Raw genomic sequence first — 16,372 nt, forward strand, 5'->3', positions numbered from 1 at the left:
GGCGCAAGGGAGAATTTCCGGTAATCAAGGGGTTTGTGGAAGCATGACACTGAAAGTGTCCCTTTCCTCACTGGTGGTGACCATGGGCCAGCACGCCTCCCGATTCCCCTCCCGTACGCAACGCGCCCTGCTGCGCGCCGGCCTGACCGCGGCGGCGGCCGGGTCCGCGCTCGCGGCCGGCGGAGCCGCGGGCGCCGCCGCGGCGCCCGCGGACGGCCCGGCAAGCAGGGCGCTCGACACGCTGGACGAGCTGAAGGTCGGTGAGGACAACGAGATCGACGCCGAACAGGTGGCAGCGGCCCTGGCCGGCGTCTCCCAGGGCGTGGACACGACCAGGCAGACCGCGCTCGGGCCGCTGACGGCCCTCCGGCTCAACCCGATGGCCAAGACCGGCTCCGACCCGCTGGACAACTCGGTGGGCACCGCGGTCGGCGAGGGTGGTGCGCCGGTGAGCACGGCCGCGGTCACCGGGCCGCTGGCCGAGGGCGCCTCGCTGGGCGAGCTGCCGACGGCCGGCCCGGTCGTCTCGGGCCTCGTCGACTGAGGGCGGCCGCCCGGGAACCGGGCGGAGGACCGGCGCGGACGGCCCGCGGAGTTCGCTCCGCGGGCCGTCCGCGTGCGCCGGGGCCCGCCGCCGTCGTCCGTGCCCGCCGTACGCGCCCCGCGCAAGGCCCCGGCCCGGGGCGAGTGGGACTCGCCCCGGGCCGGGTGCCGGGTTTCCCCGTGTGGTGCGGACTCAGCCGGCGTCGTTGCCCGCGCCGTTGCCCGAGAGGATCGGGAAGTCGTCCAGCAGGTGGGACAGCGGGGCGTCGCCCTGGTCCGCGCTGGAGTTCTTGGCGCAGGTCTGGTTCTGGTTCTGGCTCAGGATCTCGGAGACGGCGGTCGTGCCGGCGAAGTTCTTCGCGACCTGGGGCAGCGCGATGCAGGGCTCGTTGAACGAGCCGTTGATCAGGCTCATGTTCGGGCTCATGTAGCCACCCGTCTTGGTGTTGCCGTAGGCCTGCGTCGAGCCGTTGCCGTTGGCGTACGGGCCGTCACCGGTGTCGTCGGCGGCGAGCGCCTGCGGGGCGGCCATCGCCGAGGCGCCGAGCATGGTGACGGCGACCGCCGCGGTCTTCAGGTACTTCTTCATGATGTTCTTTCCTTTTCCACCTGAGGGAACAACGATGCGGGCACGCTGTACAACTCCGCACCCTTGAGTGAGTTATCCGGTACCGCCCGTTCGGACGATCGGATTGTGTTCCGGAGCGAAACCGACCGCTCAGGAGCCGCCGCGCGACTCCGCACCGGCGGGTGCCAGGGCGTTCTGTGGCAGGGCGCCCTGGATGACGTCGTGCGCCGCTTCGCCGACCGGTCGGGTCAGCTCCCGGACCGCCGGCCCGTCGACCGGCAGGTTGTGCTGCACCAGTTCGGTCGGCGGCCGGTTGACCAGACCCTCCACGGCCTGCTGGGCCGCGGCGTCCAGACTCAGGTCCGGGCTGGTGAGCCCGGGGTCGATGGCGCCCGCCTGGCCGGCAGTGCCGAGCGCCAGGGCGGCACCGCACAGGACCACGGCAGACTTGACGTACTTCACTTGGCATCCTTTCCGCCACGGAGTCATCGGGCGAATTTCCTTACCGTCGGAGCGACGGCCGTTCTCCCGAAACCCCACCTTCGTTAGTCGAAACGAGGGCGGCGCGCCGACGACACGGTACGCGGAATAATTGCCTGCAAGTCCCCCGTGCGGAGCAATGATGCGATTGTCGACGTAACCCGGAAATGCGGCGGCGGAATGCCGAGAAATTCCAGGGGACGGGCACGGAAAAGCCCCGGGACCGGCTTTCGGACCCGGGGCTCACCCGTGTTGTCGCCCACGCGTGCGGGTCTCGTCAGCCGGCCCGAAGGCCGGCCCGCGTCACCCCTCGTTTCGGCCCGTCCGGCCGTTGACCACGCTCAGCGGCAGCAGCTTCTTGCCCGTCGGGCCGATCTGGATCTCCGTGTCGAGCTGCGGGCAGACGCCGCAGTCGAAGCAGGGCGTCCAGCGGCAGTCCTCGACCTCGGTCTCGTCGAGCGCGTCCTGCCAGTCCTCCCAGAGCCAGTCCTTGTCCAGGCCGGAGTCCAGGTGGTCCCAGGGCAGGACCTCCTCGTAGGAGCGCTCGCGGGTCGTGTACCAGTCGACGTCCACGCCGTGCGCCGGGAGGGCCTTCTCCGCGGAGCGCATCCAGCGCTCGTACGAGAAGTGCTCCCGCCAGCCGTCGAAGCGGCCGCCGTCCTCGTAGACCGCGCGGATGACGTCGCCGACGCGGCGGTCGCCGCGGGAGAGCAGGCCCTCGACGATGCCGGGCTTGCCGTCGTGGTAGCGGAAGCCGATGGCGCGGCCGTGCCTCTTGTCGGCGCGGATGCGGTCGCGCAACTTCTCGAGACGGGCGTCGGTGTCCTCGGCGGAGAGCTGCGGGGCCCACTGGAACGGCGTGTGCGGCTTGGGCACGAAGCCGCCGATGGAGACGGTGCAGCGGATGTCGTTGGACCGCGCGACCTCGCGGCCCTTGGCGATGACCTTGGCCGCCATGTCCGCGATCTGCACGACGTCCTCGTCGGTCTCGGTCGGCAGCCCGCACATGAAGTAGAGCTTGACCTGCCGCCAGCCGTTGCCGTACGCGGTGGCGACGGTGCGGATCAGGTCCTCCTCCGAGACCATCTTGTTGATGACCTTGCGGATGCGCTCCGTGGCGCCCTCGGGGGCGAAGGTGAGGCCGGAGCGGCGGCCGTTGCGCGTCAGCTCGTTGGCCAGGTCGATGTTGAAGGCGTCGACCCGGGTGGAGGGCAGCGACAGGCCGACCTTGTCCTCCTCGTAGCGGTCGGCGAGGCCCTTGGCGACGTCGCCGATCTCGCTGTGGTCGGCCGACGACAGCGACAGCAGGCCGACTTCCTCGAAGCCGGTGGCCTTCAGGCCCCTGTCGACCATCTCGCCGATGCCGGTGATGCTGCGCTCCCGTACCGGCCGGGTGATCATGCCCGCCTGGCAGAAGCGGCAGCCGCGGGTGCAGCCGCGGAAGATCTCGACGCTCATCCGCTCGTGCACGGTCTCGGCCATCGGCACCAGCGGCTGCTTCGGGTACGGCCACTCGTCGAGGTCCATGACGGTGTGCTTGGAGACCCGCCACGGCACGCCGGAGCGGTTCGGCACGACCCGGGCGATGCGGCCGTCGGGCAGGTACTCCACGTCGTAGAAGGACGGGACGTACACCCCGCCGGTCTTCGCCAGCCGCAGCAGCAGCTCCTCGCGCCCGCCCGGACGGCCCTCGGCCTTCCACGCCTTGACGATGTCGGTCATCGTCAGCACGGCCTGCTCGCCGTCGCCGATCACCGCGCAGTCCACGAAGGCGGCGATCGGCTCCGGGTTGAACGCGGCGTGCCCGCCGGCGACGACGATCGGGTCGTCGTCGCCGCGGTCGGCGGCGGCCAGCGGGATGCCGGCGAGGTCGAGGGCCGTCAGCAGGTTGGTGTAGCCCAGCTCGGTGGCGAAGGAGACGCCGAGCAGGTCGAAGGCGCGCACGGGACGGTGGCTGTCCACGGTGAACTGCGGCACGTCGTGCGCGCGCATCAGCTCCTCCAGGTCGGGCCACACGCTGTACGTGCGCTCGGCGAGGGTGTCCGCGCGCTCGTTCAGCACCTCGTAGAGGATCATGACGCCCTGGTTGGGCAGGCCGACCTCGTAGGCGTCCGGGTACATCAGCGCCCAGTGGACGTCGACCGCGTCCCAGTCCTTGACGGTGGAGTTCAGCTCACCGCCGACGTACTGGATCGGCTTCTGGACGTGCGGGAGGAGGGCTTCCAGGCGGGGGAAGACCGACTCGACGGTGGGTGCGGGCACGGCAGTCATCGGGAAAGCTGTCCTCGTCGGTCCTGTGGTAGGTACGCGGGTGACCATCCAGCGTAGCGCGCGCCCCGCGCGTGCCCCTCTTCACGCTGCTCAGAGATGCTTCCGGGACAGCCGCGGAAGCAGGTCGCGCAGCTCCGCGGCACGCGCCTCCTCGCGCGCGTAGAGGACGCCGTACGTGAACGAGGGCTCCCCCGCGGCCTGCGCCTGCACCGCGATCTCGCGCAGCGCGGACCGCGCCAGCACCCCGTCCTGGTAGTCGCCCAGCAACTCCTGGACCTCCCGCATCAGCGACGTGACGGTCTTGGCCTCCCGGCCCAGCGCGGGGCGGGCGACCTCGGCCGCGTAGCGGGTGCGCTTGGCGGCCTTGCGGGTCTCGTGGATGGCGGTGTCGCGGTCGGGGCCCGGCGCGAGGTCGAAGGTCTCCTGGAGGGAGCCGGCGAAGCGGCGGTACTGGCGGTCGACGGCCTTGCGCAGCACGGGCTCCGCGGGGCGTTCCGCGGCGGTGCGCAGCGGCGGGTCGGTGAGGATCGCGTCGAGGGCGTCGAGCAGGGCGAGGTAGCGGCCGCCGTCGAGCACGGCGACGATACGGCGCCGGGAGCCGGTGCGGCGGGCGGCGGACCAGGTGCGCAGCCGGCCGCGGACGGGGCCGAGGACGAGCGGGCGGTCCAGCTCCGCGAGAGCGGCGTGGATGCGCTCGGTGAGCACCTCGCGGTCGCGGTCGACGCCGAGTTCGCCGGCCAGCCAGCGGAGTTCCGCGGAGACCGGGTCGGTGACGGTGCGGTCGAGCACGGCGCGGTAGCTGCGGAAGGTGCTGCGCAGCCGGCGGCTTGCGACGCGCATCTGGTGCACGGCGTCGGGCTGGTCGCGGCGGACGGCGGGGTCGAGCTCGACGACGGCGGTGATCTGGGCGCGTACGTAGTCGAGGACGAGGTCGCCGGCGGGCCGGGCGGCGGGCTCGGGGTGCTTCTTGCCGGCGGCCTTCTTCTTCTCCCCCTTCTTGCCCGGCTTCTTCTTGTCCGCGCTCTTCTTCTTGCCGTCCTTGCTGGTGTTCGGCTTCTTGTCGTTCTTCTTGTCGCCCTTCTGCTTCCGCTCGTCCGTCTCCGCCAGCGCCCGCGCCAGCTTCGACGGCGCCGTGGAGCGCCGCAGCCCCGCCCCGGTCAGCGCCGCGTCCACCGCGTCCAGCACCTCCGGGTCTCCCCCGGCGCTCAGCTCGGCCTCCACCTCGGCCCACCGCGCCGTCGCCCCCGTCTCCGGGCGCTCCGCGGTCACCCGGTCGACGGAGACCTCCGCGACCGGTTCGCCGTCCGCGTCGAGCAGTTGGTGGACGTCCCGCTCCGTGCGGATGCGGACGACGGGCGCCAGCTCGGCGTCGCGCGTACGGGAGCGGACGAGGGCCGCGAGGCGGCGCGGGATGCCCTCGCAGAGCGGGGCGCGGATCTCGTCGCGTACGCCCGCGGCGACCGGCAGCTTCAGATGCCAGCCCGCGTCGTCGCCGCCCGTGCGGCGGCGCAGGGTGATGCCGTCGGCCGCCAGCCGGCGGGCGGCCGTGTCGTAGTAGACGGCGTCGAGCAGAGCGGTGCCCTGGTCGATCACCGACGTCACGCCGTGGACGCCCGTCAGGTCCGGCAGCGGGGGCAGTTCGCGGGTGCCCGCCGTGGCCTCGTACTTCCGCTCGATCTCGCGCACCGTGTCCACCATGAATCGAATTTAGCCGCGGATGGGCGAGGGGTCATGAGGTACGCGGCGCCGGATCACGGGAATGTGCCGGGTGGCGAGGGTCCCGGGGGTGTCCTAGCGTCGCGCCTGGAACGACAAGGAGCTCGCCCATGGCCCAGACGCGCACCATCCCCGCCATCAGCTACGCCGAGGACATCGACGAGGGCGTGACCGGTGTGGACGCCGGGCTGCTGGTGCTGCGGGCGGTGGCCGGCATGATCCTGGCGGGGCACGGGGCGCAGAAGCTCCTCGGTTGGTTCGATGGCCCGGGGTTCGACGCGACGGCGGCGACGCTGGCAGGGGCCGGCTATCCCTCCGGGCGGACGATGACGTGGGTGCTGGGGCTGAGCGAGATCGTGGGCGGGTTCGCGCTGGTCATCGGCTTCCTCACCCCGTTGGCGGCCGCCGCGGTGATCGGCGTGATGATCAACGCGGTCGCCTTCAAGTGGGGCTACGACTGGAGTGGCCCGATCGCGGCGACGGATCCGCGGGGCATCGAGTACGAGTTCCTGCTCGGCGCCGCGGGCGTGGCGCTGGCGCTGACCGGGGCGGGGCTGGTCTCCGTGGACGGTGCGCTCGGGCGCGGCGGGAGGCTCGCGCCGGGGGTGGCCGCGGTGCTGCTGGGGGTGGCGGCGGGGGTGGGCGTGCTCATCCTGCGGCGGCTGTAGCACGGGCGGGCCCCGGCTCCGTAGCGCCGGGCCTCACCTCGCAGCGGCGCTCAGGCGGAGAGGGGCCGCTGCGCCTTGATGGACTGCAGCAGTCCCACCGCGATCCACACCGCGAACATCGACGAGCCGCCGTAGCTGACGAACGGCAGCGGCAGGCCCGCCACCGGCATGATGCCGAGCGTCATCCCGATGTTCTCGAACGCCTGGAACGCGAACCACGCCACCACGCCCGCCGCCACGATCGTGCCGTACAGGTCGCTGGCGTCCCGCGCGATCCGGCAGGCCCGCCACAGCATCACGCCGAGCAGCACCAGGATGAGCCCCGCGCCGACGAAGCCCAGCTCCTCGCCCGCGACCGTGAAGATGAAGTCGGTCTGCTGCTCGGGCACGAACTGGCCGGTCGTCTGGCTGCCTTCGCCCAGGCCCTTGCCGGTCGCGCCGCCGGAGCCGATGGCGATACGGGCCTGGTTGGTGTTGTAGCCGACGCCCGCCGGGTCGAGCGCCGGGTTGGCGAAGGCGGCGAAGCGGGCGACCTGGTACTCGTCGAGCATGCCCAGCGAGACGATCAGCGCCGCGCCGCCGACGCCCGCCAGTACCAGCCCCAGCACCCAGCGGTTCGACGCGCCCGAGGCCAGCAGCACGCCCAGCACGATCGACGTCAGCACCATCGCCGAGCCGAGGTCCGGCATCAGCACGACGATCCCGATGGGCACCGCGGCCAGGCCGAGGGCCTGGACGACGGTGCGGTGGTCGGGGTGCTCGCGGTCGCCTGCGTCGACCCGGGCGGCGAGGATCATCGCCATCCCCAGGATGATCGTGATCTTGGTGAACTCGGCCGGCTGGACCGTGAAGCCGCCGCCGAGGTCGAGCCAGGCGCGGGAGCCGTTGATGGTGCTGCCCAGCGGGCTGAGCACCATCGCGACGAGCACCAGCGACAGCCCGTAGAGCACGGGCACCACCCCGCGCAGCGTGCGGTGGCCCACCCAGACGGTGGCGGCCATCAGCGCGATGCCGATGGTGGTGAAGATCGCGTGCCTCATCACGAAGAAGTACGGGTCGCCGCCGGTGAGGTCGTCGCGGTTGCGGGTCGCCGACCAGACCAGCGCCGTGCCCAGGACGGAGAGCGCGAGCCCGGAGAACATCAGCATCCAGTCGACCCGGCGCACCAGCGAGTCGCGCGCGGTCAGCCTGCCCCACGTGCCCAGCTCGGGGGTGAAGCGCCGGACCGAGTACCCCTCTGCGGCCGTCATCGCGCCTCGATCCTGCCGTCCGGCGAGATCTTCGGCAGCTTCTTCTCCGGCTCGGGCAGCAGCGCCTTCTTCTTGCCGCCGACGCCGTAGAGCGCGTCGTAGACGGCGCGGACCGCGGGCGCCGAGGCGCCGGAGCCGGTGCCACCCTGGGACATGGTCATGACGATCGCGTATTCGTCGGTGTACGTCGCGAACCACGAGGTCGTCTGCTTGCCGTAGACCTCGGCGGTGCCGGTCTTCGCGTGCATCGGGATCTTCTCCTGCGGCCAGCCGCCGAAGCGCCAGGCGGCGGTGCCGCGGGTGGCCACGCCCGCGAGGGCGTTGTCCATGGCCGCGCGCGTCTCCTTGTCCATCGGCAGCTTGCCGTGCTCCTCCGGCTCGATCATGTCGACCTTCTTGCCGTCGGCGCTGACGATGGCCTTGCCGACGGTCGGCTTGTAGAGCGTGCCGCCGTTGGCGAGGGCCGCGTACATCGTCGCCATCTGTATCGGGGTGACGAGCGTGTCGCCCTGGCCGATGGAGTAGTTGACGGAGTCACCGGCACGCATCTGCATGCCCTCCCGGCAGTTCTCGTACGCGATGCGCTGGGCGTAGTCGCCGTCCTTCTTGCCCTGCTTGCACCAGGCGTCCTTGTTGGCCCGCCAGTAGTCCTTCTTCCACTGCCTGTCGGGCACCCGGCCGGGGACCTCGTTGGGGAGGTCGACGCCGGTCTCCGCGCCGAGGCCGAACTGGTGTGCGGTCTTGTAGAACCAGTCGTCGGGCTTCTTCTTCGGCTTGATACCGCCGTCGTTCTGCCACTCCTGGTGCGCCAGCCGGTAGTAGACCGTGTCGCAGGAGACCTCCAGCGCGCGGCCGAGGCCGATGGCGCCGTAGCTCTGCGACTCGAAGTTCTTGAAGACCTGGCCGCCGATGCTGTAGTCGCTGCTGCACTCGTAGCTGCCGTCGAAGTCGTAGCCGGCGTTGACCGCGGCCGCCGTCGGGATCGGCTTGAAGATCGAGCCGGGCGCCGACTGGCCCTGGATCGCCCGGTTGAGCAGCGGGTAGTTGGCCTTCTTGCCGGTGAGCCTCTTGTACGTGCCGGAGTCGATGCCGCCGACCCAGTCGTTCGGGTCGTACGACGGGTTGGACGCCATGGCGACGATGCGGCCGGTGGCGGCCTCCATCACCACCATCGCGCCGGAGTCCGCCTTGTAGTTCGTGCCGGTGTTGTCGTCGAACTCGGTGCGGGCCTTCTCCATCGCCTTCTCCAGCTCCGCCTCGGCCAGCGCCTGCACCCGCGAATCGATGCTCGTGACCAGGTTGGAGCCGGGCACGCCCGGCTGCTTGTCGGCCTCTCCTATCACCCGGCCGAGCTTGTCGACGCGGTAGCTCGTCACCCCGGCCTGGCCGCGCAGTTCGGAGTCGTAGGAGCGCTCCAGGCCCGAGCGGCCGATCTGGTCGGTGCGCAGCAGCGGGTTGTCGCTGTCCTCGGCGTCGGCGATCTCCTCGTCGGTGACCGGGGAGAGATAGCCGAGCACCTGGGCGGTGTTCGCGTCGTTCGGCGAGCCGTAGCGGCGGACGGCGCTGGGCTCCGCGGTGATGCCGGGGAACTCCTCGGCGCGCTCGCGGATCTGCAGCGCCTGGCGGGCCGTGGCCTCGTCGGTGATGGGGATCGGCTGGTACGGGGAGCCGTTCCAGCAGGGCTTGGGGGTCTTGGCGTCGCAGAGCCGGACCCGCTCCATGACGGTCTTGGGGTCCATGCCGAGCACGTCGGCGAGCTTGGTCAGTATCGCCTCGCCGTCGTCGTCCATCTTCATCAGGTCGGTGCGGCTGGCGGAGACCACGAGGCGGGTCTCGTTGTCGGCGAGCGGTTCGCCGCGGGAGTCGAGGATGGAGCCGCGTACGGCGGGCTCGATGACCTGCTGGACGTGGTTGCCCGCGGCCTCCGCCTCGTACTCGTCGCCGTTGCGGATCTGCAGGTACCACAGCCGGCCGCCGAGCGTGAGCAGCAGCGAGAGCACGAGGACCTGGATGCCGACGAGCCGGACGGTGACCCGGGTGGACTTGCCGGTCTCCGGGATGTTGGTCACAGCCGCTTCACCCCTTTGATGCGGGTGGCCTTGGCGGCCTTGGACTTGGGGCCGAACAGGTTGCCGCGCTGCCGGCCGATGCCGCCGCGGCCGTAGGAGCGGGCGCGCTTGACGGCGGTGCGGCTGACCGTGCCGCCGGCCAGCCAGCGGTACGAGGAGTCGCCCGCGGCCGAGCCGCCGGTGGCGGTCTCGGCGGCCTCGGCGGTCGTGTCCCGGTCGGCCTTGCGGGCCAGCGCCATCACCAGCGGCACGGTGAACGGGGCGAGCAGCAGGTCGTAGATCGCGGCGGTGAAGACCAGGCTGCCCAGGCCCACGCCGCGCACCGAGCCCTCGCCGACGAGGGCGCCGACGCCCGCGTACAGCAGCGTGGAGCCGACGGCGGCGCAGCCGACGACCATCATCGGGCCCGCGGCGGTGCGCACCTGGCCGGTCTCGGGCTTGATGAGCCCGGCGAGGTAGCCGATGACGGCGAGCACGAGGGCGTAGCGGCCCACGGCGTGGTCGGCGGGCGGCGCGATGTCGGCGAGCAGTCCCGCGGTGAAGCCGACGAGGGCGCCGCCGACGTGCCCGTAGACCATCGCGAGGGCGAGGACGACGAGGAGCGTCAGATCGGGTACGGCGCCGGGCAGATGGAGCCTGGCGAGCACGGTGACCTGGAAGACGAGGGCGGTCACCAGCAGCGAGGCGCAGAGCAGGACGCGGTTCACGTGCCTCATGCGGTCAGTTCACGTCCTCTCCGGCTGCGGGGCCCCCGGCGGCGGGATCGGCCGCCGGGTCCTCGCCGGCACCGGTACCGGCCCCGGCGTCCGCCTCGCCCTCGGCCGCGCCGCCGTCCGCCTCGCCCTCCCCGCCCGGGGGGACGGTGACGGTGACGGTGGGCGTCGGGGTGGCCTTCGGCGCGGGCGGCAGGACCGTGTCGCGCGGGTCGTCGCGGGGCGGCTGGACGACGACGCCGACGATGTCGAGCCGGGTGAAGGAGGCGTACGGCTCGACGTACACGGTGCGGGTGACGTCGCCGACCGGCTCGACCGACGAGACGACTCCTATCGGCACGCCCGGCACGAACGGCCGCGATTCGCTGGAGCCGAAGGTCACCAGCCGGTCGCCCTTCTCCACCTTCAGCTTGCCGTTGAGCAGTTCGACCTTCATGGGCCGGTCGCCCTGCCCGGTGGCGAAGCCCAGTTCGCTGGTCTTCTCCAGCCGGGTGCCGACGGTGAAGTCCGGGTCGTTGGCGAGCAGCACGGTGGCCGTGGACGGGCCGACGGTGGTGACGCGCCCGACGAGGCCGTCGCCGTTGAGTACGGTCATGTCCCGCTCCAGTCCGTCGCGGGAGCCGGCGTCGATGGTCACGGTCCAGGACAGGCCCTGGGCCGCTCCTATGGCGATGACCTGGGCCCCCTTGATGCCGTAGCGCCCGGCGCCCGCGGTGCCCAGGATCTTGTCCAGCTCGGCGGCGCGGGCGCGGTTGCGGTCGTCGCTGCCCAGTCGCTGCTTCAGCTCGGCGTTCTGCCGCTGCAGCTCGGCGATCTTGTCGTGCCTCTCCCCCGACTCGCGGACCGCCTCGATCGCGTTGCCCACCGGGTCGACCACCGTCGCGACGCCGTTCTCGACGGGCCCCAACGCCGCCGCGGCCCCCCGCTTCGTGGCGTCCAGGGGAGAGTCGTCCCCGCCCCGGATGTCGACCGTGATCAGCGCGAACGAGATGGTGATGAGCAGCAGGAGCAGGACCCGGCTCTCTCGTGTGTCCCTCACGTGCTTCCGAAGCGCCTTCCTGGGTGTCCCGGCGGTGGGGTGCGGACTTGTGGGGCTAACGACGGGGCTGCGCGTCCAGCACCTGCTGCAGCGCCTCGAACTCCTCGACGCACTTGCCGGAGCCGAGCGCGACGGAGTCGAGCGGCTCCTCGGCGAGGTGGATCGGCATCCCCGTCTCGTGCCGCAGCCGCTCGTCGAGGCCGGCCAGCAGCGCGCCGCCCCCGGTGAGCACGATGCCGCGGTCCATGATGTCGCCGGACAGCTCCGGCGGGCACTTGTCGAGCGTCGTCTTGACCGCGTCGACGATCGCGTTGAGCGGCTCCTCCATGGCCTTGCGCACCTCGGCGGAGGAGATCACAACCGTCTTCGGCAGCCCGCTGACCAGGTCGCGGCCGCGGATCTCGGTGTGCTCGTCGCGGTCGGTGTCGTACGCGGAGCCGATGGTGATCTTGATGTTCTCGGCGGTGCGCTCGCCGAGCAGGAGGCTGTACTCCTTCTTGATGTGCTGGATGATCGCGTTGTCCAGCTCGTCCCCGGCGACCCGGATGGACTGCGCCGTGACGATGCCGCCGAGGGAGATCACCGCGACCTCGGTGGTGCCGCCGCCGATGTCCACGACCATGTTCCCCGTCGCCTCGTGCACCGGGAGCCCCGAGCCGATGGCCGCCGCCATGGGCTCCTCGATGATGTGCACCTGGCGCGCGCCCGCCTGGGTCGACGCCTCGATGACCGCGCGGCGCTCGACTCCCGTGATGCCGGAGGGGACGCAGACGACGACGCGCGGACGGGCGAGGTAGCGGCGCTTGTGGATCTTCAGGATGAAGTAGCGCAGCATCCGCTCGGTGATCTCGAAGTCGGCGATGACGCCGTCCTTCAGCGGGCGCACCGCCACGATGTTGCCCGGGGTGCGGCCGATCATCTTCTTCGCCTCGGCGCCGACCGCGAGGATGCCGCCCGTGTTGGTGTTGATGGCGACGACCGACGGCTCGTTCAGGACGATGCCCCGGCCTCTGACGTACACCAACGTGTTGGCGGTCCCAAGGTCGACGGCCATGTCACGGCCGATGAAGCTCATGTTGTTCGCCATGGGGTACGTCTGGCCTTCCAGGGTGATGGCGGACGGGGGTCGGCAGCAGGGCGGCGCGCGCTACGGCCCGTAGGGGCCATCGTAGTCTCGCGAGGTCGCGGAGGGAGCGAGGGTGTCGCAGTCAATACGGCACCGTGTCGGTTGCGCATGCCCCCTTTTCGCTTGCACATGCCAAGAGGCGACCGAATGATCCGGTCGCCTCTCCGGGGCACGGGTCCGCTGCCGACCTGCGGGGACGTCAGGCGAGGTCGGGGAAGAACAGCTTCAGCTCGCGTGCGGCGGATTCCTCGGAGTCCGAGGCGTGCACGAGGTTCTCACGGACGACGGTGCCGAAGTCGCCGCGGATGCTGCCGGGCGCGGCGGCGATCGGGTCGGTGGGCCCGGCCAGGGCGCGGACTCCCTCGATGACCCGCTCGCCCTCGACCACGAGCGCGACGACGGGTCCCGAGGCCATGAACTCCACCAGGGGCTCGTAGAACGGGCGGCCCACGTGCTCGGCGTAGTGCTGCTCCAGGATCGAGCGGTCGAGGGTGCGCAACTCGAGCGCGGCGATCGACCAGTCGGCCTTCCGCTCGATCCGGCCGATGATCTCGCCGACCAGCCCGCGGCGGACCGCGTCGGGCTTGAGGAGGACGAGCGTGCGCTGGCTCATGTACGGCTCCTGGCAGTGCGTTGCTGGATTCGGGGGAATCCGACCTTACCCGGCCCCCCGCGGGCGCCCGCACGCATCCCGGCCTCCGGCGGCCCCGGCGGCTACGCCGGGGCGCCGCCAGGTTCGGCGGGGGCGCCGCCGGTCTGCTCCGCGGCGGCGGTCTGCTCCGCGGCGGCGCGGGCGCGCGCCGCCTTGGCCTCGTCGACGATCCGGCCGTAGTGCACCGACGCCCACCACAGGGCGGCGAAGACCGCGCCCAGGAAGAACATCGACGGCACCACGAAGCCGGAGGCGATCAGCGCGATCTGCAGCCCCCAGCCGACCTGCACGGCGCCGGGGCGCCCGAGCATCCCGCAGAGCAGCACGCACAGCACCATGGCGGCGCCGCTGACCCCCCAGATCGTGCCGTTCGACAGGTCGGACTGCTGCATCGCGACGAGACCCGTCAGGCCGACGACCAGGATCTCGCCGATCAGCGTGCTCGCACAGAGCGTGCGCATCGCTCGCCCTTCTCTTCGGTTCCAGCGGGGGTGACGGACCCGGCGCGGCGGGCACCGGTGCACTCGTCCCTCCCCGCCAGGGTAGTCCCCCGCTACTTCGCGCCCAGCAGCAGCCGGGCCTCTCCGGCGGTGATGACGGAGCCGGTGACCAGCACGCCCGCGCCGGCGTACTCGTCCTCCTCCTCCGCCAGGGTGATGGCCGCCTCCAGGGCGTCGTCCAGCCGCGGCTCGACCTGGACCCGCTCGCTGCCGAAGACCTCGACGGCGATGGCCGCCAGCTCGTCCGGGTCCATGGCGCGGGTGGTCGAGTTCCGGGTGATGACGACCTCGGAGAAGATCGGCTCGAACGCCTCCAGCACGCCGCGCACGTCCTTCTCCCTGCTGGTGCCGACGACGCCGACCAGCCGGCTGAAGCCGAACGCCTCCTGCACGCCCGCGGCGGTGGCCAGCGCGCCGGCCGGGTTGTGGGCGGCGTCGAGGATGACGGTGGGCGAGGTCCGCACGATCTCCAGGCGGCCGGGCGAGGTGACGGCCGCGAACGCGCGCCTGACGGTGTCCGCGTCGAGGCTGCGGGCGTGCTCGGAGCCGACGCCGAAGAACGCCTCGACCGCGGCGAGCGCCACCGCGGCGTTGTGCGCCATGTGCTCGCCGTGCAGCGGCAGGAAGACCTCCGGGTACTCGCCGCCGAGGCCGCGCAGCGTCAGCAACTGCCCGCCGACCGCGACCTCCCGGCTCAGCACCCCGAACTCCATGCCCTCGCGGGCCACGGTCGCGTCCATCTCGACGGCCCGCTTGAGGATGACCTGCGCGGCGTCGACGGGCTGCTGGGCCATGATCACGACGGTCCCCGTGCCGCCGCCGGGGGACGTCGCGGTCTTCTTGATGATCCCCGCCTTGTCCGCGGCGATGGCGCCCGGGGTGTCCCCCAGCAGCCGGCTGTGGTCGACGGCGATGGGGGTGACGACGGCGACGGAGGCGTCGATAACGTTCGTGCTGTCCCAGGTGCCGCCGAGGCCGACCTCGACGACCGCCGCGTCCACCGGGGCCTCGGCGAACGCGGCGAAGGCCATCGCGGTGAGCATCTCGAAGAACGACAGCGGGTGCTCCTGCCGGGCGTCGACCAGCTCCGCGTACGGCTTCAGCTCGCGGTACGCCTCCACGAACCGCTCCGCGTCGATCGGCGCCCCGTCCAGGCCGATCCGCTCCGTGATCGACTGCAGGTGCGGGCTGGTGAAGCGGCCCGTGCGCAGGTCGCAGGCGACCAGCAGGGCCTCGATCATGCGGGCCGTGGAGGACTTGCCGTTCGTGCCCGTCAGATGGATCGAGGGATAGGCCCGCTGCGGCTCGCCGAGGATGTCGAGCAGCGCCTGGATGCGCTCCAGTGACGGGTCGATGCGCGTCTCCGGCCAGCGCGCCAGCAGCTCCGCCTCGGCCTCGCGCAGCGCGCGCGCCACCTCGGGGTCCGCGGGCACCGCGGGCACGCCGTCACCGGCGGGCGGGCCGCCCTGCGCGCGCAGCGTGCGGCTGCCGGCCTCGATGACGGCGAGGTCGGGATCGCGGTCGGTCTCCGTGCCGACGATCTCCTCGAAGGCATCGTCTTCCGGGCCGCCCGGGGTGTCCGGGCTGCCGGGGGTCTCGTCCGGGTCGGGACCAGCGGGTTCTTCGCGGGCGCTCACGGTGTCAGTCTAGGGTCCGGATACGACAGTCCCCCGACCGGCGGGTGCACGAGAAGCAGCTTCGGATCGCACGTTCGACACAGGAGGCCACCGCGTGTCCCCCAACGACCCCCCGAACGGTGCGGGGCGCCGCCCGCGCGCGCTGTTCGCGATGAGCCCCGACGTCCTGCCGCGGCTCTTCGACGCGGCGACGCGGGACCGGCTCGCCGAGGTCGCGGACCTCGAACCCAATCTGGTCGCCGCGGACTTCACCGGCCCGCGCGCCGCCGCGGCGCTGGCCGGCGCGGAGGTGCTGGTCACCTGCTGGGGCTGCCCGCCGCTGGACGAGGCGGCGCTCGCCGCCGCGCCGGAGCTGCGGGCCGTCGTGCACGCCGCGGGGTCCGTCAAGCACCACGTCACCGAGGCGGTGTGGCGGCGCGGGATCGCGGTCTCCTCGGCGGCCTGGGCGAACGCGCTGCCGGTGGCGGAGTACACCGTCGCGGCGGTGCTCTTCGCCAACAAGCGGGTGCTGGAGGTACGGGAGGAGTACCGGCGGCGGCGCGGCCCGTACGACTGGTACGCGGACCACCCGGGCGCCGGCAACTACCGGCGCACCGTCGGCATCGTCGGCGCCTCGATGATCGGGCGGCGGGTGCTGGAACTGCTGCGCCCGTACGACCTGTCGGCGCTCGTCTACGACCCGTACGCGGACGACGGCGAACTGCGCGCCCTCGGCGCCACCCCCGCGGGGCTCGACGAGCTGTGCGCCACCGCGGACGTGGTCTCCGTGCACGCGCCGGCGCTGCCGAGCACCCGGCATCTGATCAGCCGCGCCCGGCTGGCGTCGATGCGGGACGGTGCGACGCTCGTCAACACCGCCCGCGGCTCGCTGGTGGACCAGGAGGCGCTGACGGAGGAGCTGGTCTCGGGGCGGCTGCACGCCGTGGTGGACGTGACCGAGCCGGAGTTCCTGCCGGCCGGCTCGCCGCTGTACGAATTGCCGAACGTGCTGCTGACACCGCATGTCGCGGGGTCGCTGGCGGGCGAGCTGCCGCGGCTGGGCCGGGCGGCGGCCGGCGAACTGGCCCGCTACGCCGCCGGGTTGCCCTTCGCGCACCCGGTGCGGCCGGAGTCCCTGGGCCACAGCGCGTAGCCGCGGGT

Annotated in this window: 15 protein-coding genes; 3 read left to right on the forward strand and 12 right to left on the reverse strand. The window is 72.2% G+C overall.

Annotated elements, in window-relative coordinates; genetic code table 11:
* Positions 1-43: 43 nt before the first annotated feature.
* Positions 44-544 (forward strand): hypothetical protein, encoded by a 501-nt coding sequence (locus tag FB457_RS12910; protein WP_486589016.1) that lies wholly within the window; start codon positions 44-46, stop codon positions 542-544.
* Between the two features lie 192 nt (positions 545-736).
* Here the strand turns inward: FB457_RS12910 and FB457_RS12915 are convergent, their stop codons facing one another.
* The 4 genes from FB457_RS12915 to FB457_RS12930 form a co-directional block, all read right to left on the reverse strand.
* Complete coding sequence (locus FB457_RS12915; protein ID WP_047015777.1) at positions 737-1,132, reverse strand: rodlin; 396 nt, start codon at positions 1,130-1,132, stop codon at positions 737-739.
* 129 nt (positions 1,133-1,261) lie between these two features.
* Entirely contained in the window at positions 1,262-1,573 is a 312-nt protein-coding gene (locus tag FB457_RS12920; protein WP_047015778.1) for a hypothetical protein, read from the reverse strand.
* A gap of 321 nt (positions 1,574-1,894) precedes the next feature.
* Positions 1,895-3,862, reverse strand: a complete 1,968-nt coding sequence (locus tag FB457_RS12925; RefSeq protein WP_145781917.1) for a TIGR03960 family B12-binding radical SAM protein — start codon at positions 3,860-3,862, stop codon at positions 1,895-1,897.
* A gap of 90 nt (positions 3,863-3,952) precedes the next feature.
* Complete coding sequence (locus FB457_RS12930; RefSeq protein WP_145781919.1) at positions 3,953-5,560, reverse strand: CYTH and CHAD domain-containing protein; 1,608 nt, start codon at positions 5,558-5,560, stop codon at positions 3,953-3,955.
* A gap of 128 nt (positions 5,561-5,688) precedes the next feature.
* Between FB457_RS12930 and FB457_RS12935 the strand changes: the two genes are divergently transcribed.
* Positions 5,689-6,246, forward strand: coding sequence for a DoxX family protein (locus FB457_RS12935; RefSeq protein WP_145781921.1), 558 nt, complete (start codon positions 5,689-5,691; stop codon positions 6,244-6,246).
* Between the two features lie 50 nt (positions 6,247-6,296).
* On the opposite strand, the gene rodA is transcribed toward FB457_RS12935, so the two are convergent.
* From rodA to folC, 8 genes are all read right to left on the reverse strand, one after another.
* Positions 6,297-7,496 carry a rod shape-determining protein RodA gene (gene rodA, locus FB457_RS12940; RefSeq protein WP_047015782.1) on the reverse strand — a complete coding sequence of 400 codons (1,200 nt, stop codon included), beginning with the start codon at positions 7,494-7,496 and terminating at the stop codon, positions 6,297-6,299.
* Positions 7,493-9,565 carry a penicillin-binding protein 2 gene (gene mrdA / locus FB457_RS12945; protein WP_047015783.1) on the reverse strand — a complete coding sequence of 691 codons (2,073 nt, stop codon included), beginning with the start codon at positions 9,563-9,565 and terminating at the stop codon, positions 7,493-7,495. Before mrdA ends, rodA begins: the two co-directional genes overlap by 4 nt.
* Entirely contained in the window at positions 9,562-10,281 is a 720-nt protein-coding gene (mreD, locus tag FB457_RS12950; protein ID WP_047015784.1) for a rod shape-determining protein MreD, read from the reverse strand. Before mreD ends, mrdA begins: the two co-directional genes overlap by 4 nt.
* Positions 10,282-10,285: 4 nt before the next feature.
* A complete protein-coding gene (gene mreC / locus FB457_RS12955; RefSeq protein ID WP_047015785.1) occupies positions 10,286-11,317 on the reverse strand; it encodes a rod shape-determining protein MreC in 1,032 nt (343 codons plus the stop codon).
* A gap of 55 nt (positions 11,318-11,372) precedes the next feature.
* Positions 11,373-12,392: a rod shape-determining protein gene (locus FB457_RS12960; RefSeq protein ID WP_047019910.1), complete on the reverse strand. Its 1,020-nt coding sequence runs from the start codon at positions 12,390-12,392 to the stop codon at positions 11,373-11,375.
* Between the two features lie 250 nt (positions 12,393-12,642).
* Positions 12,643-13,056, reverse strand: coding sequence for a nucleoside-diphosphate kinase (gene ndk / locus FB457_RS12965; RefSeq protein WP_047015786.1), 414 nt, complete (start codon positions 13,054-13,056; stop codon positions 12,643-12,645).
* Positions 13,057-13,157: 101 nt separating this feature from the next.
* Complete coding sequence (locus FB457_RS12970; RefSeq protein ID WP_047015787.1) at positions 13,158-13,556, reverse strand: DUF4233 domain-containing protein; 399 nt, start codon at positions 13,554-13,556, stop codon at positions 13,158-13,160.
* A 92-nt stretch (positions 13,557-13,648) separates the two neighbouring features.
* A complete protein-coding gene (folC, locus tag FB457_RS12975; RefSeq protein WP_145781923.1) occupies positions 13,649-15,232 on the reverse strand; it encodes a bifunctional tetrahydrofolate synthase/dihydrofolate synthase in 1,584 nt (527 codons plus the stop codon).
* A gap of 151 nt (positions 15,233-15,383) precedes the next feature.
* Here folC and FB457_RS12980 point away from each other — a divergent pair, with 151 nt between their 5' ends.
* Positions 15,384-16,364, forward strand: a complete 981-nt coding sequence (locus tag FB457_RS12980) for a hydroxyacid dehydrogenase (protein WP_047019911.1) — start codon at positions 15,384-15,386, stop codon at positions 16,362-16,364.
* The last annotated feature ends 8 nt before the right edge of the window (positions 16,365-16,372 follow it).

This window comes from Streptomyces sp. CNZ287, from assembly GCF_007827615.1.

Excerpts from the sequence above, each read along its gene's own strand:
- rodA (WP_047015782.1), bottom strand. The coding sequence starts at position 7,496 with ATGACGGCCGCAGAGGGGTACTCGGTCCGGCGCTTCACCCCCGAGCTG.
- FB457_RS12960 (WP_047019910.1), bottom strand. The coding sequence starts at position 12,392 with ATGAGCTTCATCGGCCGTGACATGGCCGTCGACCTTGGGACCGCCAAC.
- FB457_RS12910 (WP_486589016.1), top strand. The coding sequence starts at position 44 with ATGACACTGAAAGTGTCCCTTTCCTCACTGGTGGTGACCATGGGCCAG.
- FB457_RS12930 (WP_145781919.1), bottom strand. The coding sequence starts at position 5,560 with ATGGTGGACACGGTGCGCGAGATCGAGCGGAAGTACGAGGCCACGGCG.
- FB457_RS12980 (WP_047019911.1), top strand. The coding sequence starts at position 15,384 with ATGAGCCCCGACGTCCTGCCGCGGCTCTTCGACGCGGCGACGCGGGAC.
- mreD (WP_047015784.1), bottom strand. The coding sequence starts at position 10,281 with ATGAGGCACGTGAACCGCGTCCTGCTCTGCGCCTCGCTGCTGGTGACC.
- FB457_RS12935 (WP_145781921.1), top strand. The coding sequence starts at position 5,689 with ATGGCCCAGACGCGCACCATCCCCGCCATCAGCTACGCCGAGGACATC.
- FB457_RS12925 (WP_145781917.1), bottom strand. The coding sequence starts at position 3,862 with ATGACTGCCGTGCCCGCACCCACCGTCGAGTCGGTCTTCCCCCGCCTG.
- FB457_RS12915 (WP_047015777.1), bottom strand. The coding sequence starts at position 1,132 with ATGAAGAAGTACCTGAAGACCGCGGCGGTCGCCGTCACCATGCTCGGC.
- FB457_RS12970 (WP_047015787.1), bottom strand. The coding sequence starts at position 13,556 with ATGCGCACGCTCTGTGCGAGCACGCTGATCGGCGAGATCCTGGTCGTC.
- ndk (WP_047015786.1), bottom strand. The coding sequence starts at position 13,056 with ATGAGCCAGCGCACGCTCGTCCTCCTCAAGCCCGACGCGGTCCGCCGC.